Raw genomic sequence first — 21,877 nt, 5'->3', positions numbered from 1 at the left:
GAAATACAAGGAGCAGAAACACGAACATTTTAAAACATTTACCAAATCACCTGTAGTATGTCATCTTCTTTCAATAAAATTCAACAAATTATTTTGAGATGTTTTCAAAAGCTATAAGCAAAATTACTTGCTATTTTTACTAATATGAGATTGAAGAATACTTTTACATTTGGTAATTCTTGGCAAAAGATTTTTTTTCAATACATCATTTGAAAGAGTTTTTTCGGTTAAGCCTTTAATTGTTATAGCAGATTCAATGTTTTCCAAAAAAATAAGCTCTTTAGTTAATCTATCACTATAAGATGTTTCAAGATATCTAATACTAAGAAAGCTTGCCAAATCCATTATTTCTTTTGGCTGCCATTTTTTTACACTTTCATCAATAGTTTTCTTTTTAAATTGATGAAACAAAGGTGTACTTGGACTCCGAACATTAGTATTCGCTGGCAAAAATTCTTTTATAAATAATTGTAAATCATTTGCAAATAATTTCTCTAATTCTTCTGCTTCAATAAGAGCATTATATATTTCAATCTTTACAATCTTTTGTTGAATATGTAGTATTAATTTTTGTAAAAGAGGGTCGTTAAGATCTTCTTGAACGATTTCAAGTTGAGATTTTATTAAATAGTTTAACTTAGTTTGAGGAAGAAAAATATCAAGGCCTTTTTCAACTTTAATAATAATATCATCTTTTTGTACATCAATGATTTCATAAAAGGTTAGTAAATAAAAACAAGCATTTATATAAGAGATAATGTCTTCAAACTTTCCACTTTCACAATACTTCAATAAATCATTCAAGGCAACTCTAAAGTCTTCATCAGTATAAGACCAATAACCCGAATGAAGAAATGTGTTAAGAATTTGATGTGCAGGATTTATTTGACCTTCTTTAATATTGAAGCTTTCATCCAAATGTATCAGAAACTCTTCATTTGGAATTTCTTGACCCGAAGTTATTAGATCATAAACAACTGGGAAGAATATAAATTTTTCGGACAACCTATTATAATATATCCTTTTAAAATTTTCTGAATAAGACCACAAGTTTTCTTCAACTATAATATCTTTCTTTTCAGTTTTATCTAAACCAAAATCCATATCCAAAAAACTTGTTGCTTGTTCGTCAAGCTTTTTTTTGTCAGTAAAAGAAATATTATTAGGTTTTCTAAATTCAATTGAAATTGATAAGGTAAAAAGCCAAAGACTCTTTAATTGTTGATTTATAAGATCACTGTCTTCTTTTCCATCTTTAGTCAATAATAAATAAGGATATTTAAAATGTTCAATAGAAAATTTTAAACTCCTAATATTCGAAAATGATTTACTTAGTTCATTTTGATCATCTTTATCATCAGTTTTAGGATTTAAAGTTAAAATAATAAAATCCTTATTTGATGTTAAGTAATCTTTAAAGGGTGAGGATGCGTAAGAACTTATAATACTATCAAAAATTGAAGATATTTTCGGAATAAAATGAATAGTTTTTTCTATTGTTTTTTCTTTAAAAGTAATTCCATGTTTCATTTCTGATTCATTTGCAATAAGAAGAACTTTACAACCTTTATTCTCCACTAAGTCACTAACAATTCCAAGAAAATCATTTATATCAATTTTTTCACTCATTCGTTCAAGGTCATCAAAACAAATAAGTAAATTACCGTGTGGTAGAAATCTAAAAATATTATCACCAGCACCAACAATTAATTTATCTAAATCAACATACTTTTTTAGAAATGGTACAGCTTCAGAAAAATTCTTAATATTTTTTGCAATGGTTCCTGTAGAAAGATGTACGTCCTTTCCTTTTTTATCAAAATATTCAAAAATGACTTTTTGTGCAATATTATTTTTGTCTGTCTCCCCATATAAAGACACAATAATTGGAATAAATTCAGTTGTAGTTTCAATCAAAGGGAAAACTCGATTTTTTAAATGATGAGTTTTACCACTTCCCCAAGCTCCAGTTAACAGTAATGCCCCTGTAGTTTTCATTTTTAAATGATTGAGTATTGCTTGATTTATATTATCCAAAACATCTTCTTTTCCCATGTTGCTTTTTAAATATTGATTTAGTTTATGTTTTTTAAAAATGTTAATCCACTTTATTAACTTATATTTGAGATACTTTAATTAAATGTTTTAAAAGTTAAAAATGACTAATAGGGCTTATGCATATTGAAGCAAGATAATGATTTCAAATTTAAACGGCCTATCTCTATGATTAATAAGTAAAATTATTTGAGCACAACACAAAATTCTATATTATTTGAAAATGCAAACTTAATTACTTAATTACAATTATCTCATCCCACCTTGTGCTGTAGCATTGACTCAATTTTTCAGCCTTAAGATGCCATTGCTTTGTAACACCTAACGATCCTACTTTTACAAAATCTGCACCTAAGGACTTATTTAACTTGTCCATGATCGTAGTAACCTTGTTGTGCTTGCTTCTATCTACTGTATCGAAAAGATTTTGTTGAACACGATCTTCCGGAACAATACCTGACACGATCACTCCGCATTTCATATATCTGTATCCTGGTTTATAAACCAAATCCAATGCGCGCAATGATGCCTGTATAAGTTCGATGGTGCTATTAGTTGGCACAGGCAATGTGATTACTTTATTAACAAAATATTGTGGCTGATCAGGCTTATGCTTATTGGTATGTAATAGGATTTGTACCAACGTGCATACAGACTTATCTTTTCTAAGCTTTAAAGCGCAGCGTGATGCAAAATTGCTCATTGCTTCTTTTATTGGGTCAATATCCGTTAAGTATCTGCCAAAGCTTCTGGAAGTACAAATATTCTGTTTTGCCATAGCTACTAACTCTAGCTCTAGGCATTTTTCACCCTTCAATTCCTTGTGAAGTCTTAATCCGACCACTGACATATTTTTTCTAACCCACTCTTCGGGCTGCTGAACAAAATCATAAGTAGTTTGTATTCCATGATTCAAAAGAAAATTATGATATGCACGACCTATTCCCCAGATATTATCTACAGTTGTAATCTTTAAGGCTGCCATTATTTTCTCCTGTGAATCAAGCACACAAACATGATTATATTCCTTATTCTTCTTTGCGATCCTATTGGATAATTTGGCAAGAGCTTTTGTAGGGGCAATGCCTATTGATACCGGAATACCTGTATTGCGAAAAACTGTATTACGGATTGTTGTACCATAAATCTTTAAATCCCCAAGCAATTCAAAGCCTTCAAAGTTTAGAAAAGATTCGTCGATACTGTATACTTCAATCTCGGGTGTAAATTCAGCCAATGTATTCATTACCCGTTGTGACATATCACCGTACAAAGTATAATTAGAAGAGAACACAAATACATTATGTTTTTTTAATGCTTCTTCAATCATAAAATACGCTCCTCCCATGTCAATGCCCAGAGCCTTTGCTTCGTTGCTTCTTGCAATCACACAGCCATCGTTATTACTTAATACGACTATGGGCTTTCCGTTCAGTGAAGGATTGAATACTCTTTCACAGCTTGCGTAGAAATTATTGCAGTCAATTAATGCATACATCTCAATAATTTTTTTTAATTGTGTATACTACAATACCCCATATTGTAAATTCATTATCGGGAGTAACAATAATGGGTTTGAAATTTTTATTAGAAGGCATCAAATGAATTTCTTTTTTAGACTTATAAACCTTCACCCGCTTAACGGTAAACTCGCCATCTAAAAAACAAACCGCTATGCTGTTATCGGTAAGCTCTTTTGAACGATCAATGATCAATACATCTCCTTCCTCAATTCCGGCATCAATCATGCTGTTTCCTTTTACCCTTCCGCAAAAAGTAGCATTCGGATTAGTAATAAGCTCTCTATTTAAATCAATGGATAGATCAAGGTAATCTGTAGCTGGCGAAGGGAAACCACAAACCAGCTTATCTGAAATAAATGGAATCAGTGTAGCAGTAGAAGAATCAATTTGATACAGCTCAATCATATTTAATAAATAAAGGATGGTTTGATATTGCTATCAGGAACACCCTTCAACAATTATTAATTTTGCTAGCTATAGCATGCAATCTTAATTATTAGTGCTGAATCTACTCATTAACATATGTTAACTTTGGGGCGCTGATGAAGCAAAAATAAGCTTTTCAATTTCATTTACTAATATTTTTAGTATATAAAATCAATATTCGAAATATTGAATTGATAAAAAGGTTTATTTAAACAGAATTTTAAATTATCTCATTGATATTCAGGTATAAAATTATTTTATGTGTCTATAATAAACTGAATACGATCTGTATTTAACTTAATTTAACGCATATTTAACTTAATTTTAACTCTATTTTATAATTTTTTTAACTGTATTTCAATGATTTAATTAATGTGCTAAAATATTTAGCGCATATTTTAAACACTTTTGGAAAACGTTCGTATATTTGTCCACAATCTAATTCAAAAAACTTATGCGACTAAAACTTTCATTGGAAGAATCAGAAATGGTGTTAGCTCCTCACCTATCAAAATTAACCAGCAGTATCAAAAAGGGCTTTACCGATTATATGGATCTTGTAGGATACGACTGTTATTCTAAGGAACGTATCATTACTTTCAACTCCAGGACTAAGGCTACATTAATTCAAAATCTCATCTTGGAACGGATTAAAGAAAACTTTGCGAATGTTCCTGGAGTTGCCTGTAAAGAATACAAAGGGGTCTTCGGGCTTTTAATCGGCAACCAGATCTTCATTCGTTTTAACAAGTTCAACAAAAGACTTGAACCAGCTAAAGCAAAAACTACTCAAAGCAAGAAGTTTGAAAAGCAGCAAACAGTTATCAAAGGATTTCCCAGAAAGCCTATGTTCCTATATGCAGGCTATACTTTTACAAGCTCTATGACAGGCATAGGAAGCATTCACCTTGCCTTGCGTGTTAAAGGACATCAGGAATGGATCAAAGAACTATTTAATGGCCTCGCTATTCAACAGCCAATAGCTAATCTTACACCTGTAATAGAAAAACCAGCAAAACGTGTGCGTGTAAAACAAACCGTTCAAATTCAGCAAGCCAGTTAATATGAAAATTATCAAGCTTCGGAATAACAGTCCTGAATTCAATTATAAGATGATCGTCCTTGCAAGGGAATCCAGAGGCATTGGGCAGCGTGAGCTGGCTACACTGGTAGAAACCGATCAGGGTAATCTTTCCCGTATTGAGAAAGGCGCACAAACTCCTGTTAAAGATATGATCGAACGCATTAGTAAGGCACTCGATTATCCGGTAAGCTTTTTCAGGCTTCAGCATTCAGTGTATGATTTTTCAAAATCGTATTACAGACGCAAGCTTAAAATGCCTAAAAAGGAAATTGAATTGTCAGAAGCAAAGATCAATATTTCAAAAATCAATATTGAAACACTGATCCGTGCCGTAGAGCTTCCTGAACCCAATTACCCAACCTTTGATCTTTCAAAAGACCTGAGTGCTTCAGCCTGCGCTATACAGCTTCGTAAATACTGGAAACTTCCGCATGGCAGAGTCGAGAATTTTACAAAGGTTCTTGAAGATAATGGCGTACTGGTTGCGAACATTGACTTTGCAGGTATTGAAGTAGATGGGCATGCGATCCTTACCGAAAATAATCTGCCGATAATCTTTATCAATAAAAACATTACAGCAGATCGCTATCGACTAACGCTTGCGCATGAGCTTGGCCATTTGTGCCTGCATGTAGGAAGAGAGATAGCAGAAGATCGTGATGTGGAGCAGGAAGCATTTATGTTTGCAGCCGAACTACTAACACCTGAAGTAGAAATTGCTCCGGATCTCTGTGAAGTGAGTATTGAAAAGCTAAAGGAGCTAAAAAAATACTGGAAGGTTTCCATGGGATCACTTCTTAAGCGAGCGCACGTACTTAAAGGCGTTAGCGATAATCAGTATAAGTATCTTTGGCAGCAAATGGGTAATATGGGATACAAAACCGTTGAACCCAAAGAGCTTGAATTTGAAAAGGAAAAGCCAAAGCTTTTAAAAGAAATTATTGATGCACATCTTGAAGAGCTTCAATATAGCGAAGATGAGCTTTCTGAACTCTTAGGATTAAAGATCCAGGAGTTTGCTAAAAGCTATGCTCCAGCAAGACCAAGACTGAGAGTATCTAAAGGCAAAGCCCGTTAAATTTTAACAATTCATGCAGTAATAAAGCACAGCTTTTTTTAAAGCTCAATGGGATTGGTATCTGCATACGTGAACAAACAACATCATGAAAAAAGGATCACACATTTTATCCCATAATGAGCAGACCGCAGGCGAACTGCCTAGCTGCCATTATCCCTAGACAATAGTAGCATTTCATACAGTAAATGGCGCTTTCAAAAGAAAGTGTGTGCTACTGCATTGCCTTTTAATTCCATCAAGGGAATCGAAGACAGTCTAACGGAATGCAGCATCAAGCAACGGATTACAGCGCAATGCAAGGGATTCGACAAGTATCAGAGTGAAAGTAAGCAGCAGCTTTGTATTGACAAAACAACAAAACATGTCAGACATAAACGCTTACTACTATGAGAAAGAAAGATGAAAAATACATTCAGGCTGTTACACGTATCGAAGAGTTAACCAGTCAGCTAAAGGAAAACCCCGACGATCACGGTTTATTACAGGAATTATTTAAAGCAGAAGATGCACTCTGTAAGCTTATCAAAGATAACGAAAGCGAAGTAGAAGCTCTTTTGAAGTTGGACAGCGAACTGGATGAGGACAATGATTATTTCAACCACTATGACATTACAGAAATATAAAACCAAAAAACTTTTTACAGTACGGGAGTACAAGTTCAAAGAGCTGGTTGAAATCTACAAAGTAGATGCTAAGACTTTGCGCAAATGGATGATGCTTTTTGAAGTTAAAATCAGCCTTGATGGATTGTACTTTAAGATTCGTCAGGTTGAAGCAATTAAGGATACGCTTGGCTTCCCCTACTTCATCTATGATATAGACTGTGATCTTTCTGATGGTGAAAAGAAAATGATGAGTAAGCCTTTTGAAGTGCGTCCTTATAAATTTAAAGAGCTTTGTGCGATGTATAACAAGCACCCGACAACAATGCGCAGATGGCTGGCACCTTTTAAAGAACAGATTGGTGATTTGATCGGTGGCTATTATCTGATTCCGCAAATTGAAGCAATTATTGAACACATTGATCTTCCCTATACAATAACAGATGCAACGGAAAGCGAGATAGAGCAAGGGAATCCAAAGCAAAGTAAGGTAGCCTAGTGCAGAGTAAGGGAAAGCACGAGAAGCAGTATAAAAGTTCAGCATACCTTTGATTCATCAATAAAACGAAAAGCTAAGATGAACGCAGGCACTGATCATAACTCAAACCAATTATCGGTTTTCTTACTGGGAGCAATCTTAAGTATCCTTGCAGCAGTAGACTTCCCAAGCCTAATCAATTACTCTGTAAAAGCAATTGCTGGCGGTTTGATCTGGCTCATCTTTAGCCAGGTTCATGAGGCACTTAAAATCCGCATGAAAAATAAGGATAACCAAAACAATAAAAACAACCAGGAAAATGATTAAGGGCAAGCATGTACTCTTTGGTATGCTTGGAACAGCAGGTCTTGCAGGCGCAGCATACTTATTCAATCTAAGCAGGCTTTCAGCAGAACTGGAAGTAGAAAATAAAGCAGCTATTCATAAGGTGACATTAAGCGGACTTACTATCCGTATTGATGTAACCTTAAAAAATCCAACAGGCGGAAGCATTAATGTAAAGTATCCGTTTGTAAAACTGCTATACAGCGATACTACGCTTGGCAGCTCGGAGGTAAAAGACCAAAACTTTGATCTGGCAAAATTTGCAAAACAAATACTTGATCCTATTTACATCAATTTATCATTCATGAGCCTTGCAAGCAGTGTTCCAGCCTTGCTTAAAGAATACCGAAGTACAGGAAAGTTTGACCTGATCATAAAGATAGTAAGCACACTAAATGATACAATACCATTTTCAAAAACACAAAATATTAGCATTGGCTCTCAAAAACAGGTTACCTGAAAATATCCGGCAAGCAAGGAAACAGCATAATCGCTATTAGTGTACATGCATAGAAATCGTGAAGTAGAATGGAAGCAGATGCAGTAAGAAAGGTAAGAAGCGGAAAGGAATACGATTATCTGTTTCCCCCTGCAACCGGAAAAGATATTATCGTTAAAAAAAGTGCCGACGTATCAGACACGGTAAGTTTCATACAGGAGAATATTCCCAAAACGACCTGGCAAACTAAAAAGCTTGCACAGTTTGTAAAAGGCAGAAGCCTGGATGAAACATGCGCTAAACTCTGGCACTTTCTATATGAACACATTCCTTATAAAAAAGATGAGGAAGGTATTGAGCAGATTCGAAGTCCACGCAGAGTGTGGCACGACCGGAACAAATATAATAGTGACGGAGAAGTTGGTGTAGACTGTGATTGCTTTACAAGCATCGTATCAAGCACGCTGCTTGCTATGAACCCTCCTATCGCCCATAAATACAGGATTACAAAATATCCAAAGCGAAACGGAGAAATACCCAGGTGGCAGCACATTTATGTTGTCGTTCCTAAAGACGGGAAGCTTAATTACGAGCTTCGCAACCGAAACGATTACATCGTTATTGACTGCGTGAAGAATGCATACGATGATGAACAACCTTATTTGGAATTTAAAGATTTTGATGCAAAGATGAGACTAGATTATCTGGACGGTTTGGAAGAAGAGGAAAGATATGATGTTCCCAATTCTGTAGATGCAAAAGACTTTGCCTCTGTGTACGATGAGGAAGATCTTGGAAAGATCGGACAGTGGCTGAAAAAGACAGTCAAGAAGGTTGGCGACACAGCGGGGAAAGTAATACGAACCATTAACAAGGTTGCCAACCCTGCAACAATCCTGCTTCGCAATGGCTTTTTGATAGCCATGAAGATTAACCTTTTGAACGTAGCAAAGAAATTACGCTACGGTTATTTAAGCAATGACCAGGGACGCCAGATGGGAATGGATCTATCTGTACTTGAAAAAGTGCGAAAAGTTAGAGAGAAGGCAGAAACAATCTTTTATCAGGCTGGAGGTAAAAAGGAAAACTTAAAAAAAGCTATCCTTAACGGACATGGCAACAGAGATAAGAAAGTTCCTTTAAGCGGTTTGTTTGGTTTAGGCGAAGTATATGCCGATCAGGATGAATACGACATCATCAACGGCACAGGCAATTTGGGACAGCTTGGTGATCCTGCTACAGGTTCTGCCATTGCAGCTGCAATGTCTACCATGGCAGCACTCGCTGCTGCCTTAAAACAAGTAAAGAATCTGTTTCCTAAAGGAGGTAAAGAAGCAGAAAGCTTCAACAGCGAACAGGATACGGATCCGGGAGCAGCAGTCAATCCCTCAAATGTAACCTTTACGGAAGATGGAGACATTCAGGCAATGACATTAACACCTACAGCAATGAAAGAACTTGCACCAAGCGCTGCTTATGCTTCACAGCTTCCGGCAACGATAGACCCTTCAGCACCGCCGCCAGGCTTTTTTAGTAAAGCCGGAGCATGGATCAAGCAGAATCCAATACCCACAGCCCTTGTGGTAGCAGGTATCGGAACAGGAATTTACCTGCTGACTAAAAAAAAGAATGAGAGTTTCTCAGGTTTTAGTGGAATCAGTTCAAGACGTAAAGTGAAGCGAAAGCCTAAAAGAAAAGTCACACGCAAGACACGTAAGAAAAAAACATTTAAGGCAGTAAGAATCAGATAATATGGCAAAGGCTAAGAAAAGAAAACGCACAACTTCCCGATCAAGAACACGGACACGAAGAACTTCCTCCGCTTCTGCCCCACTAGTCCTTACAAAAGAAGTTTCAAGAAAAGAAATTGGTGTTGCAGTGCTTTCATTCTTTGGAGGTACAATTATTGGCGCAGCACTCGGCAAATACTCAGGTCTGGGAGGCTTAGCAATTGCGGGGCTCGGAGCATGGAAGAAAAACATGTATGCTACCAGCCTTGGTGCAGGAATGTTTTTAAGCACAGTTCCAAAACCAATGGGTGATGCTACCAATGGGATTTCCGATGAAGAAATGGAAGGCGTCAGTATTGCTTCTATCAAGGAAAACACGAAGAACTATTTTCAGACACTTGCAAGCAAACTTATGCTTAAGTCTTCAGAAGGTACAAACGGGTTAAGTGGCGAAGACGATGTAACCTATTTCATCAATCCATATACGCAAGGATCCGGTAAGCTTGATACAAGAGAGCTCGACCGCATACAGGAACAGATTGCCCAGATGAACAACCCTGTTAACGGCACATTCGGAGAGCCTGATTTCACAGAGCGAAACTTCTAAGACTATTGGAATCTAATTCATTAACAGCGCAGGCAAAACTGCGCTGAACACTAAACTATTGTCAATAATTTAAACTATACACACATGCTGGATGCGTTAGGAATGCTTGCAAAATCAGAGTACGGGAATGCAGGCGATTTAATGGGACTCGACGATGTAGATAGCGAATTGCTTGGCTATCTAAATGCACTGGATGTAGTATCCAGACAGCGGGTACTTCAAAAGCTAAATAAAAAAACTGTCGGCTCCCAAGGCTCACGGGCAGAAATGGAAAAGTTCTTTGCTGAACTTCCTAAAACAATTAAGGAAGGTTTGCTTTCTGGCAAGCTGCGCTTGGCTGATACAGTAGTCTACACCATTAAACCGATCAATGGTGCAAAGACAGTAAAGATGATGGAAAGCCAGGACGTGAAAGAAATTGGTCTTCGTACACTGTCTCAAGGCAGACTCCCTAAGAATTCGGCATTGCTTGTATCCGGTGTGATCCTTTTACAAGGCGTAGCAGCATCACTGGCAACGGATGATTTGAAAGCAACGGCCTTCAATACCATTGACAACATTGGCGCACTAGCTAGCGGAGAGTTTACGCTGAAAGCCAATAAGAAAAACATCGTGGACTCGATTTCAAACTACGTGTTTAAAACCAATGACTTCCACAACGTAACCAAAGGTTACTACAAGCTGGCGAACCCTCGCCTAATCCATGATGATGTGGACATCGAATGGGAAATAGACCTTGGCACAGTAAACGGGATTGATCCGAATACTGTATTGTTTGGAGGTCTGCATGGTACCATTACTATCCCATAATATATGTGGGTACATGCGGATGAAATTCATCCGCATGTTTTTATAACAAAGCCAAATCAATTGTGATGGAAGATAAGAAGTTTGTTAAAAAGCGATACAGCTTTATTGTAGATACACCGATTACCACCTACTCTAAAAAGTTTGACCTGGATAAAAACATAAAGCTTGTCAGAGGAATCCTTATGAGCAGTAACAAGCCCGATTTGCTTTTCTTCAGAGGTTCGCAGAAAATCTCGGTTAACGGAGAAGAATTATTTCCTGATGATTATGAGGCAAAACTTTTGATGTCCGGTATCAGTGTGCCGCCCGATCAAAAGTATGCGGACTTAGGCGATGGAGTAATAGCTGGTAACGGGGAAGTAAAAATTTCATACAAGGATTCGGAAAACTCCACTACTGTTTTCAGTGCTTACGAAGTGAATATGTATTTAATGTGCGAACTGGCATGAGTGAGATAAAAACAAAAAAGAAGGTAATGATTCTCCGGTTAGAAATTGATGAACCTACCTCTTCACTTCCTTTTGAAATCAAACTTCCAGCAAATGCCAAGCGTGTAACAGGAATGATGGTTACTACTACTTTGAAGTTATGGATCGATTAGGCACTATCTATTTTCAGGCACTCGACAATACAGATGTTTTCCTTGCAGAGGATGTATTCATGGATGGTTACGATGGGAATGACCGTATCACTACCCATATACCTGAACCGTTTAATATAGAACAGTATTCCATTTACAACGGAAAGGTACCAGCTATGACGCCAGTGACAGTGGATGGAGATACATCGGTTATCTATGGATGGTTTAAAGGAGATCACTACCCTTATCAGTATACACTCAGAATATATGTAGAATATGAAACAGATGAGGAATCTTAAAACTTGAAACAATGAGTGAGCCATTTATTCTATCCATTATACCTGAACGGATCAGACAGCTGGGTTATCACAATTATCATATACGTTACAGGGATGTTTCCATAAAAGCGAATGCGAAAATCATAGTTCCTGCCTACAACGAATTATGGTTTATATCTGGTGATCCGAACGGAATAAAAATAGAATCCGGTTATGGATTGTATGATTCAACAGGAAGCTATGTATATGATAATTCACATCAGCACCGTGGAGAGATAATTATCACAAATCCGAATACAGACAATAAGCGCATCAAATTCATTCAGGTCATTATTATTAATTAATACCTATGGCAATCATTGGAAAAGAAAAATACACGCAGGAAAAAATAGATAAGCTCTTTGACTATCTGAAGATGTATCATGACATGGGGCAGCCCATTGATTATGAAATATTGATCGATGGCTTTAAGGCTGTTAGAAGAACTGATAATCCTGAGTTGTTTCCGCTCTTTGAAAACTTTGTCAATGCAGATACCCGTTCCATAGAAATCCTTTTCTATCAGGGTACATCCAACAACAACGACAAGCATATTTTTACTATGCAGGAAGAGCCCAAGGAAGCCGGCCTTAGTGGAATTGATATTGATAATAAAATTCAGGAGCATGTTAACAAAGCAAAAAAAGACTGGGAGTTTGAACAGCTTAAAAAAGATTCTGAAGAATGGAAAATTTATGCCCAGGAACTCGAAGAGGATATTAGTAAGCTGGAGAAAGAATTACTGGAAGTTAAAAGTGCACAGTCACCGCTTCACGGTTTTCTTGGTCAATTTGGTTCGTCTCTTGTATCAGGTATAGTAAAACAAAACCCGCAGATCGCAGACAAGATTCCAGGGCTATCAGGTCTGTTGGAACCTACTGACAAATCCAGAAGTAATGAACCCGCCCCAGGAAGTGACATCTCCTTTTCTAGTGCAGAGTCCGCAACAGATACGGAGTCTGAAGAAGCCCGCACGTTTGTAAAGCACATAAGAAGTCATTTTCAGGGAGACAAGTTTGATAAGCTCATGCAGATCATTGATCTGCTAGCGATCAGCCCTTATAAGCTTGATGAAGTCATTAATCATTTAAACAACTAACACCAATGGCTACACATAAATTTAATGACGTACCCGTTCAGGGAGCGTCACAAGCCGAAGCATCGGATAAGCTTCGCTATGCGCTTGTATTAACCAAGCATTTTAAAGTAAACGAACTGAAACGCTTGGCTGAAGTAGTGGAAAGAGAACCTTCTAAAGTTGCCTTTGCCAAGCAGGCATTAGGCCTGTAAACGATGCTACAAAGGAATGAAGAAAAGAAGAAAGCGTACTTCAAGAAGTTATGCAAGCAGTCCCGCTCATTCCAGTATAGAAGACTTCAAAACAATTGTCATTTATTCAACGCTTGGACTTGCAACGGCTTCGGGCGTATTTCTTGCAGGCAGACATTTCTACAAAAAATCAAAAGCCAATAACGTTGAAAAGAAAAGCCTTCAGGAAGGTAATCCTGCAACCTATGCCAAGCAGTTGAAAATGGCATTTGACAACGATACCTGGTTTGGATGGGGAACCAATGAAAATCAAGTATTGCAGGTCTTCAATCAGATTCCTTCTAAAGCCTTTTATCAAAAAGTGCAGAAAGCATATGCAGATCTGTATGGCAAAAGCCTGAACAGTGATCTGGAAGATGAGCTATCAAGTGATGATTACAATACCGTAATACGATTATTAAGCAGTAAAAACGCAAAGTGATGCCAATACGAAAAAGACCACAGCAAAAACGAAAAGCCAAATCCAGCATAACTCCTGAAAGAGCATTTCTGTATGGCGTAGGTGTACTGGCTATTGGCGGAGCTGTATACTTTACCGGAAAGCAACTCTTGCAAAAAAAGCAAAATTATGTCAATGCAAGTGATACGAATCTAACCATTAGTGTTGCAGACAGTACTGCACCAGTAAAACGATTAGCCAGTGCTTCGGATTCTTTTCCTTTGAAGCTTGGAAGCAGGGGTTCACGGGTAACGCAATTGCAACAGGCATTGCAAAATGTTTTAGGCGCAAAAGTACTGGAACAATACACAAAGATTGACGGCATATTTGGAAGCGGAACTCAAAAAGCATTGAAAGCTGCAGGCTTGCCTGTTACTGTGAACGAAGACACATTTAATAGCATAGCAGCTAAAGACCGCTTTATACCATTGCCTGTACAGACTCCACAGAGCCTTGGCAGCAAGCTTTACATCTATGCAACAGGGAAAAACTTTGATGGCGTGATGACAGTATTGCAGCAGTTAAATACAACTGCCGATTACTCCGCTGCTAACAGCTCTTTTGTAGGCTCTCAGATCTTTTCTGTATCAAAGTCTATTGTCACGTATCTGCTGGATGAAGCGTTCCCGAATAATCAATTCGCAAAAGATCAGATCAAAGCTGAGTTTAAACGCATTGGCTTAAAGCAGGATACCGCAGGTAAATGGAGCCTTTCTGGTTTCAGCGGGTATAATGATTTGATAACAATAATTGATACCTATGTGCTTGCTCCAAACGGCAATCGTATTTCTGTGAATCGCAATACCATACTCGGAGAACAGACAAGCATCAAAAATGGCATGACAGCATTCCGATCTATAGATGGCGGTCAATTCAGTGTTCCAACCGGACATGTAAAATATGTTTAACAAAACAACAAGAGCTATGACAAGAGAAGAATACATTGAAAAATTTAAAGCTATAGTTATTGATTCAGTATCAGGAACAGGACTGTTCCCATCGGTTATGATGGCGCAGGCAATCTTGGAAAGTTCAAATAAGTACGGTCAGCCAGGTGCCAGTATGCTCGCAAAGGAATTCAACAACCACTTTGGTGTAAAGGCGGATAGAAGCTGGAAAGGTAAAAAGGTAAACTTAAAGACCCGTGAAGTTATTAAAAATAGCAGTGTAATGATTGGCGACTTTTTCCGAGTGTACGATCATGCTGCAAACTCCTTCAAAGACCGTAATACATTTCTTTTAAAAAATCCTACTTACACAAAAGCAGGTGTATTCCTGTCTCAAACACCCGAAGCACAAGCTGAAGCTTTACAGCGTGCAGGCTATGCTACTGATCCAAAATATGCAAACCTTATTAAGGCGCTCATTAAAATGTATAATCTGAAGGAGCTCGATGAGATAGCAAGAAAAAACGACTCATCCTCCATGGTAGCTTAATAGCCGTTGCTCTGGGGGTTAGCATAGGTGGATTATATTACTTGAATGAACATAGGAAAGGAGAATAAACGTGCTGTCAAGGATAAGAGGGATTTTAAAAAGAAGGATTTATAAGCTGTTCACAAGACCATACGAATTAAACATTGTTGGTCTGCGCTCTAAACAGACAAAGGCTAATGCGTTTGATGATGAGATTCATGTGTTCTATAAAACCGATAAGCGTAAATGGAACTATCATGTATACAAGGCTACAACCGATCCAGGAACATTCTGGCTTAAAAATCCTTCTTATCCCCAAGGTACTGCGATTCTAAAAGAAGGTCAGTATGAAAATGCTTATTCAATAGGTCTGCATCAAGGTAAGTATACTGCACTCGTTGAAAAGAAACCAGTAATCGTTATGCGGGATTACGACCGTAATACGGTCCTTGATTTTCAAAATGGCAAACTCGAAACTGGAGTATTTGGAATCAACATTCATCATGCAGCCAGCAAAGGAAAAACATTGCTCATTGATAAATATTCAGCCGGATGCCAGGTCTTTCAAAGTGCCGAGGACTTTAACCAGTTCATCAAACTTTGTGAAAAGCATAAAAGCCTTTACGGAAATGTATTTACCTATACACTAATTGATTTCAGAGCAATCAGAAAGATTACTCTGAAACGATTAGCAATAGCAGCTTCGATGCTAGCTACCGCAGTACTGGGAATGATCTTTAAAGGAAAGAGCAAATGAAAATTCCACGTCCACCCTATCACAGTGTAACAAATGAGCTTCTCTACGCACTGCTTACAGGCGGTGACTGCATTGGATATGAAGATCTCTCAATCTACAGTACATATGCGATGGGTCTAAGCTATCCTGTCAAAGCAGTTTATGCAGTTATTGTTGTAGAAGCTGATCCGAGTACATCTGATAAATCAAAGGTTATCCGCTTTAGAGAGTTTGATTTAGAAAACCTTCGTCCTACTGCTTTTAGCGGAATCCCTTTAGGGGATCTTGCAATGTATCAGGTTAAGGGAGAACATAATTTAGCGCACTTTCAGGCAATAGGAATAGAAGAAAACAAAGTACACACATTACGCATTCAATATTTCGGGTAAGTGTACCAAAATAAAATATAAACTATGAACGATCCGATATACTGCATTTCTTCTTTAACACTTAACACCGCTAAAAATTGCGTCAATATAATATTCAATTTCCGCTATGAAGGCAAGCTGCAATCCGGTTTTGCTTGCGTGGATTATACAGATCATACGCAAAGCCATTTAACTAGAGAGCTATCACAACTTACAAGCGATCCATTTGTTGAAACAATTATTGTACAAGCAATGCGTGATAATATGTATCATATCAGTTATCCTGAACGTGATATTATTGTTTGAAAATGAAAGATCAAGTTTCTTTAAATAAACGTATTGAACAATTTCTTTTAGAAAATAAACTTTCTGAAAAGACATTAAGTCCTGAAGAAATTGAATTCATTCAAACTTATGAAGGTTCAGGAGGACAAGCATCTAAAGGGGCAACAGGTGAAGGTCTTTTACATGAATTCTATACACCGGATTATGTAGTAGAACTGCTCTGGGAACTTGCCAAAAGATTTGGCTATGATGGAGGAAATATTCTGGAGCCCTCTATTGCAACGGGCAGAATGCTGAAGTACGCTCCCAAAGAGGCTACATGTGTAGGATTTGAAATTAATGCGGTATCAGCGGAAATTGCAAGGCTCACCTATCCAAACGCAATCATTCATAAAGGCTTCTTTGAAACAGCATTTCTTGAAGCACCTCGATTTACTAAGCGCATTCAGAAAGGAATTACATGGATCAAAGAATATCCCTTTAGCCTTGTAATTGGAAACCCGCCTTACGGAAAATACAAGAATGCTTACAGCTCTTATTTTCCAAGTCCTGCAATGGCCCAGATTGAGATGTTCTTTATCTACTACGGACTTTTACTATTAAAGTCAGGCGGGCTTTTGATATATGTAATCTCATCAAATTTCCTTCGAAATGGAAATACCTATGATAAGGCTAAGCTGGAGATTGAAAAGATAGCTGTTATAGAAGATGCTTACCGCTTGCCTCCTGTTTTTAAGTCCTCACAGGTTCCGGTAGATATTATTGTTTTACGAAAAAAGTAACAAGGCTATGGAAGAAAAAAAAGAAGTTGAACAGTCTGTACGTGCTGAAATAAGAAAACATTTAAGCCAATGCACCGAAGGCGGCACACCTAAAGTATTTGCTTTGCTCCAAACACCTGAAGGCTATCGCAAAATTGAAAGTATGATCATATTTATTTTAATCTACGATCAAATTACCATTGGTGCAGCTATCAGCAACATTGAAGCTGAATTAATCTGATAATGAAAAATAGCCCCGCTTACTATAGAGCTAGATTAGAAGTATTAGCTGCTCTTTCTAAAACAGGCGGCGAAGGCAAGAACGAGATGGATCATGTACTGTTCCGTAACGGTGTGTTGCCTGCTTCCTACAATGAAATAGCCCTAGTAGAAGATTGGTTGGAATCACACTCTGTATCAAATGAACCGCTAAGGTTTAGCGAACTGTGCCGATACAACACCTGGTTCAATCTGCATCCGGAAAAGATAGCAGGAAAAGAAATCACTTCTACATCAATTCAATTTCCCTTAACCATTAATGGAAGCAAGGAAGATGTTATCCGAACGATCCATGAATCCATTACACCGAAAGTAACTATGTCCTTAAAAGAAAAAGCCCTTCTGTTCAAAAAGTCATTCCAGTCAGATCTCTCCTCTGACTGGAATGACTTATCAGGCTTAGAGGATCTTGGTGAGCTTGTACAACAGGAAATTACTTCCAATCTTGAAGTACTCAAAAAGGCTGTTGAAGATTCACGTCAGGAAAAAACATATACTGCTTCCGATAAACTCTCCTTTGAAGAGGTAGTTTCGCTTTACAATAAAGGCATCTCAGAAGATGAAATCATTGCATGGGTTTGGTATAAGCGCAGCTTAGGCATAACAATGAAAGGCTGGGAAAAGTATTTCTTAGCAGACACCGGACAGGCAGGTGAAATGGTTTACACCGTTAAAGCAACTCTAATTAAAGACAATCATTTCAGAGACATAGCCGAAGTGGGTGCTAATATATTTTTAGGAAAACCAACACGGTTTAAAAATGAATATGCAGGTGTTGTATACATCATTTTCACAGCTATCAATGGCGACAAGCAATATGTAGCTGAAAAAGATATTCGTATTGATAAGACATCCATTAAAACAGATCCAGCTTCGTTAGATGCCCTTGTAAAAAAAGGTGTTCTGTTCTATCATCAGGGTGACCTTATGCCATACCCAATTTATGCGTATGGTAATATGTATGATCGTGAATTGGAACTTAAAAAAGATAAAGATTACATTATTTCAACTTACGGAGCACAGGTTTATAGCAGTCATGAAGAAATTATAGTAAAAGCTAAACCAGAGCTATTAAGCATCTTTAATGCAGACGAAAAGATGCGTCCTAAAATACTTTCGATTTCAGGTTTTGCTGATGAATTTATAATTCATGATCTAAAAGAGGAAACAGGTATTGAGCTAGAACCAAGAGATCATGGACACACATTAACGGGTGCGTTTTATTTTTACTTACAAAGCCTTTCCAGAGAACAGTTCAAAACTTCTACAGCTTTTGATATTTGGACGTACCATGTTCAAAGCAAAAAAATCATAGATAAGGATCTTTCTGAAGAACAACGCAAAGAGCTTAGAGCAAACGCCCGTAATGAGGGTGAAGAATTGTTCAGTCGCTTTCTATTTGAAGGACTAACATTTACAGACCAGGAAAAACTAAACCTATCCTGGAACAGAATTTATAATGGACAATCTTCTATTGCCTATCACAGAATACCGATTGGCTTTGAGTGTTCTGCTAAATTTAAGCAGTTCAATCTTCACTTCACTCCTGCCCAGCGTGAAGGTGTAGCTTTTATGGAAGCTGTAGGGAGTGGTATCGTAGCTTATGATGTTGGCGTTGGTAAAACTATGACAGCCATCATAGCTTTGGCACAAGCTATATACAGCGGCAAAGCGGTGCGTCCACTAATTGTTGTACCCAATCCCACATATGGAAAATGGATCAAAGAAATTATCGGCTATACTGATCCTGCCAGCAAAGAATTTATTCCCGGTGTTCTATCAAACACTGGCATTGAACTCAATGAGTGGTACAATCTTGGAACAGATTTATTGAAAAATCTTGACCTGACTAAAAAGATCAAGGCTAAAACGATAACCATTCTTACCTATGAAGGATTTAAAAAGATTGGCTTTTCAGAAAAGGTCATGGATCAGATGTTTGTCGAGCTGACAAATGTTTTATACCAGTCCAGTGAAAAGTCCGCTCGTGACAAAGAAATTGATTATCAAAAATACCGTGAAAAGATTGGTGTTGGATTAAAAGGGACGGAAGCTGATATAGACACGCTTGGCATTGATTACATCGTAATAGATGAGGCGCATAGATGCAAGAACATCTTTGAAGGCGTAAAGGCAGACGAAGACGGTAAGAAACGATTTGGCATAACAGGTGCTGTAAGTGAAACTGGTATTAAGGCTTTCTTTCTGTGCAACTATATCCAGCGTACTTATGGAAGAAACGTAATGCTTTTAACAGCTACACCTTTTACCAATAGTCCGCTTGAAATTTATTCCATGCTTTCCCTGGTTGCATATGAAAGCATGAAGAAACTAGGCATCTATAACATTCATACTTTCTTTGAATTGTTTGTGCTGGAGCGCACTGAGTATGTAGTCAATTACAAGGAAGAGATTGTGCCAAAGGATACGGTTAAATCCTTTAACAACCGCATGCTTCTTCAAAAGCTGATCTACAATCATATCAATTATAAGACCGGAGAAGAAGCAGGCGTGAAACGTCCTTGCAAAATTAACCTGCCACGCATCAATACATATGAGAACGGTAAGGTGAAGCGACTTCCACCAGCGCAACAGGTACTCACCTACCTTGCTATGACTCCGCTTCAACGTCAAAACCAAAACGAAATTACTGCTCTAGCAAAGAGTGCAACAAACGGACAGCTAAATATGTCTGCAATATTCCGTGCCTTGAACTTTAGCCTTGATAATGCATTAAGTCCTTTTCTATATGCAGATACTCCCGCAGATTACAAGGAGTTTGTAGATGAATCGCCAAAAATTAAATACGTTCTTGAATGTATTGCTTCAGTAAAACAATGGCATGAAGAACGTAAGCAGGAAGTATCCGGTCAGGTTATTTATTTGAACCGTGGTAAGAGCTTCTTTGCATTCATTAAGGAATATTTAGAAAAAGAAACCGGCTATAAAAAAGGAGTAAAATGGAACCGCATTGCTTTAGACGAAGTGGAGATCATTACTTCTGAAATGAGTCAGGCTAGAAAAGAAAACATCAAGGAAGCGTTTCTTGATGGTGCCGTAAAGATTATAATTGGCACGGCTACGATTCGTGAAGGTATTGATTTGCAGCGTAAAGGAACTGTCATCTATAATTGTTATCCAGACTGGAATCCGACCGATATACGGCAGCTCGAAGGACGTATCTGGCGCCAAGGAAATGAGTTCGGTTATATCCGATCTGTGATGCCACTGGTGCAGGATAGTATGGACGTGTTTGTCTTTCAAAAGTTGGAAGAAAAAACCAGCCGGATCAATGACATCTGGTATAGAGGCGACAGAGGTAATGTACTTGACTTAGAAGCGTTAGATCCAGAGGAAGTAAAGTTTGCATTGATCACAGACATTGAAGTCATCGCAAACATGAAGCGGAAAATACTCAAAGCAGAAATGGAACGTAGGCTAAACATTGTGAACGGTAGCCTTGATACATTAGCACGCTTTGATATTATCCTTAGGCGTTTCTTTGTTTTACGCCAGCAAGCAGTTGAGCATTTAGGTAAAGCAAAAGTTAGATTATCTGAAATTGAATTCACTCAATTCAGCTATCAGCGTTACACGGCTAAAGAGATCGACGCTGTAAAAGAAGAAGTAAGAGAAACGATGCTCGCTATTGAAATGTTTCTTGAATCTTCAACTCAAACAGATAAAGAACTGTTACGCCTGGGACGAATTCTTTTAAAAGGCATCTATCCTGTTGATACACGCAACCATTATCTGTTCTCTGAATACAAGCAGTACCTGTCCAATGTTAAGAAAGCTGAAAAAACAATCCTATCACAAAAGGGATTTACGATCAACGATAACATACAGGAAATTATTGGTGCTTACAAAAGAGATCAGGGAGCTATTGAAGCGGAAATCAGTCATGCTGAATCGGATGAATTCTTTGAAACCTTGAAAAGAGAAGCCATTCAAAAAAAATCAGCAATGGCAGTAAATGGTGCTACAGTAGAGGAAAGAGCGGCAGAGTTTGCAAGACTAAATTACCTGCTCTCTTATAAGTCCATGGATGTAGCTTCTGACAGCTGCATTCTTCCTGATAAAGAACGTGTTATTACTCATATTAATGACAATGATCTTCGAAAGCGGAAATTAAAGCTAAAAGCCAAAGCACTGAAATTAAAACTGACTCTACAAAACGCTGCCTGAAA

Annotated in this window: 27 protein-coding genes; 24 read left to right on the top strand and 3 right to left on the bottom strand. The window is 37.7% G+C overall.

Annotated features, from left to right (window positions below):
• Nucleotides 1-123: 123 nt before the first annotated feature.
• From CHU_RS07270 to CHU_RS07260, 3 genes are all read right to left on the bottom strand, one after another.
• The gene (locus tag CHU_RS07270) at nucleotides 124-2,055 is read right to left on the bottom strand and encodes a hypothetical protein (RefSeq protein WP_041932260.1); all 1,932 of its coding nucleotides are present in this window, start codon (nucleotides 2,053-2,055) and stop codon (nucleotides 124-126) included.
• 235 nt (nucleotides 2,056-2,290) lie between these two features.
• Nucleotides 2,291-3,553, bottom strand: a complete 1,263-nt coding sequence (locus CHU_RS07265) for a Y-family DNA polymerase (protein WP_011584878.1) — start codon at nucleotides 3,551-3,553, stop codon at nucleotides 2,291-2,293.
• Nucleotide 3,554: 1 nt separating this feature from the next.
• Entirely contained in the window at nucleotides 3,555-3,983 is a 429-nt protein-coding gene (locus CHU_RS07260) for a LexA family protein (protein WP_011584877.1), read from the bottom strand.
• A 475-nt stretch (nucleotides 3,984-4,458) separates the two neighbouring features.
• Between CHU_RS07260 and CHU_RS07255 the strand changes: the two genes are divergently transcribed.
• From CHU_RS07255 to CHU_RS07145, 24 genes are all read left to right on the top strand, one after another.
• Nucleotides 4,459-5,067 (top strand): hypothetical protein, encoded by a 609-nt coding sequence (locus CHU_RS07255; RefSeq protein WP_041932258.1) that lies wholly within the window; start codon nucleotides 4,459-4,461, stop codon nucleotides 5,065-5,067.
• Nucleotide 5,068: 1 nt separating this feature from the next.
• Nucleotides 5,069-6,166 (top strand): helix-turn-helix domain-containing protein, encoded by a 1,098-nt coding sequence (locus CHU_RS07250; RefSeq protein WP_011584875.1) that lies wholly within the window; start codon nucleotides 5,069-5,071, stop codon nucleotides 6,164-6,166.
• Between the two features lie 386 nt (nucleotides 6,167-6,552).
• The gene (locus CHU_RS07245; RefSeq protein WP_011584873.1) at nucleotides 6,553-6,789 is read left to right on the top strand and encodes a hypothetical protein; all 237 of its coding nucleotides are present in this window, start codon (nucleotides 6,553-6,555) and stop codon (nucleotides 6,787-6,789) included.
• Nucleotides 6,770-7,267 (top strand): hypothetical protein, encoded by a 498-nt coding sequence (locus CHU_RS07240; RefSeq protein WP_041932257.1) that lies wholly within the window; start codon nucleotides 6,770-6,772, stop codon nucleotides 7,265-7,267. The genes CHU_RS07245 and CHU_RS07240 overlap by 20 nt, the downstream gene beginning before the upstream one ends.
• Nucleotides 7,268-7,345: 78 nt before the next feature.
• Complete coding sequence (locus CHU_RS07235; RefSeq protein WP_011584871.1) at nucleotides 7,346-7,573, top strand: hypothetical protein; 228 nt, start codon at nucleotides 7,346-7,348, stop codon at nucleotides 7,571-7,573.
• Nucleotides 7,566-8,051 carry an LEA type 2 family protein gene (locus tag CHU_RS07230; protein WP_041932256.1) on the top strand — a complete coding sequence of 162 codons (486 nt, stop codon included), beginning with the start codon at nucleotides 7,566-7,568 and terminating at the stop codon, nucleotides 8,049-8,051. Before CHU_RS07235 ends, CHU_RS07230 begins: the two co-directional genes overlap by 8 nt.
• Before the next feature lie 68 nt (nucleotides 8,052-8,119).
• Nucleotides 8,120-9,781: a hypothetical protein gene (locus CHU_RS07225; RefSeq protein WP_011584869.1), complete on the top strand. Its 1,662-nt coding sequence runs from the start codon at nucleotides 8,120-8,122 to the stop codon at nucleotides 9,779-9,781.
• Between the two features lies 1 nt (nucleotide 9,782).
• A complete protein-coding gene (locus CHU_RS07220) occupies nucleotides 9,783-10,367 on the top strand; it encodes a hypothetical protein (RefSeq protein WP_011584868.1) in 585 nt (194 codons plus the stop codon).
• 84 nt (nucleotides 10,368-10,451) lie between these two features.
• Nucleotides 10,452-11,177, top strand: a complete 726-nt coding sequence (locus CHU_RS07215) for a hypothetical protein (protein WP_041932255.1) — start codon at nucleotides 10,452-10,454, stop codon at nucleotides 11,175-11,177.
• A 65-nt stretch (nucleotides 11,178-11,242) separates the two neighbouring features.
• Nucleotides 11,243-11,626 carry a hypothetical protein gene (locus tag CHU_RS07210; protein WP_049755497.1) on the top strand — a complete coding sequence of 128 codons (384 nt, stop codon included), beginning with the start codon at nucleotides 11,243-11,245 and terminating at the stop codon, nucleotides 11,624-11,626.
• Entirely contained in the window at nucleotides 11,623-11,778 is a 156-nt protein-coding gene (locus CHU_RS19540; RefSeq protein WP_177254168.1) for a hypothetical protein, read from the top strand. The genes CHU_RS07210 and CHU_RS19540 overlap by 4 nt, the downstream gene beginning before the upstream one ends.
• On the top strand, nucleotides 11,766-12,056 hold the full coding sequence (locus CHU_RS07205; protein ID WP_011584864.1) for a hypothetical protein: 291 nt from the start codon (nucleotides 11,766-11,768) through the stop codon (nucleotides 12,054-12,056). Before CHU_RS19540 ends, CHU_RS07205 begins: the two co-directional genes overlap by 13 nt.
• 11 nt (nucleotides 12,057-12,067) lie before the next feature.
• Nucleotides 12,068-12,379, top strand: coding sequence for a hypothetical protein (locus CHU_RS07200; protein WP_011584863.1), 312 nt, complete (start codon nucleotides 12,068-12,070; stop codon nucleotides 12,377-12,379).
• 5 nt (nucleotides 12,380-12,384) lie between these two features.
• A complete protein-coding gene (locus CHU_RS07195; RefSeq protein ID WP_041932254.1) occupies nucleotides 12,385-13,173 on the top strand; it encodes a hypothetical protein in 789 nt (262 codons plus the stop codon).
• Nucleotides 13,174-13,178: 5 nt separating this feature from the next.
• Complete coding sequence (locus tag CHU_RS07190) at nucleotides 13,179-13,364, top strand: hypothetical protein (RefSeq protein WP_011584861.1); 186 nt, start codon at nucleotides 13,179-13,181, stop codon at nucleotides 13,362-13,364.
• 16 nt (nucleotides 13,365-13,380) lie between these two features.
• Nucleotides 13,381-13,824, top strand: a complete 444-nt coding sequence (locus tag CHU_RS07185; RefSeq protein WP_011584860.1) for a hypothetical protein — start codon at nucleotides 13,381-13,383, stop codon at nucleotides 13,822-13,824.
• The gene (locus tag CHU_RS07180) at nucleotides 13,824-14,750 is read left to right on the top strand and encodes a peptidoglycan-binding domain-containing protein (protein ID WP_011584859.1); all 927 of its coding nucleotides are present in this window, start codon (nucleotides 13,824-13,826) and stop codon (nucleotides 14,748-14,750) included. Before CHU_RS07185 ends, CHU_RS07180 begins: the two co-directional genes overlap by 1 nt.
• 16 nt (nucleotides 14,751-14,766) lie before the next feature.
• The gene (locus CHU_RS07175; protein ID WP_011584858.1) at nucleotides 14,767-15,279 is read left to right on the top strand and encodes a glycoside hydrolase family 73 protein; all 513 of its coding nucleotides are present in this window, start codon (nucleotides 14,767-14,769) and stop codon (nucleotides 15,277-15,279) included.
• A gap of 70 nt (nucleotides 15,280-15,349) precedes the next feature.
• The gene (locus CHU_RS07170; RefSeq protein WP_011584857.1) at nucleotides 15,350-16,015 is read left to right on the top strand and encodes a hypothetical protein; all 666 of its coding nucleotides are present in this window, start codon (nucleotides 15,350-15,352) and stop codon (nucleotides 16,013-16,015) included.
• Nucleotides 16,012-16,383, top strand: coding sequence for a hypothetical protein (locus CHU_RS07165; RefSeq protein WP_011584856.1), 372 nt, complete (start codon nucleotides 16,012-16,014; stop codon nucleotides 16,381-16,383). Before CHU_RS07170 ends, CHU_RS07165 begins: the two co-directional genes overlap by 4 nt.
• Nucleotides 16,384-16,407: 24 nt before the next feature.
• A complete protein-coding gene (locus CHU_RS07160; RefSeq protein ID WP_011584855.1) occupies nucleotides 16,408-16,668 on the top strand; it encodes a hypothetical protein in 261 nt (86 codons plus the stop codon).
• 2 nt (nucleotides 16,669-16,670) lie between these two features.
• Nucleotides 16,671-17,429, top strand: a complete 759-nt coding sequence (locus CHU_RS07155) for an Eco57I restriction-modification methylase domain-containing protein (protein WP_143144108.1) — start codon at nucleotides 16,671-16,673, stop codon at nucleotides 17,427-17,429.
• A 7-nt stretch (nucleotides 17,430-17,436) separates the two neighbouring features.
• Nucleotides 17,437-17,649 (top strand): hypothetical protein, encoded by a 213-nt coding sequence (locus tag CHU_RS07150; RefSeq protein WP_041932253.1) that lies wholly within the window; start codon nucleotides 17,437-17,439, stop codon nucleotides 17,647-17,649.
• Nucleotides 17,650-17,651: 2 nt separating this feature from the next.
• Complete coding sequence (locus CHU_RS07145; RefSeq protein WP_072356013.1) at nucleotides 17,652-21,875, top strand: DEAD/DEAH box helicase; 4,224 nt, start codon at nucleotides 17,652-17,654, stop codon at nucleotides 21,873-21,875.
• Nucleotides 21,876-21,877: the final 2 nt, after the last annotated feature.

Origin of the sequence: Cytophaga hutchinsonii ATCC 33406 (assembly GCF_000014145.1) — a bacterium.
GTDB classification, from domain to species: domain Bacteria; phylum Bacteroidota; class Bacteroidia; order Cytophagales; family Cytophagaceae; genus Cytophaga; species Cytophaga hutchinsonii.
This window is presented reverse-complemented; position numbering and strand designations above follow the sequence as displayed.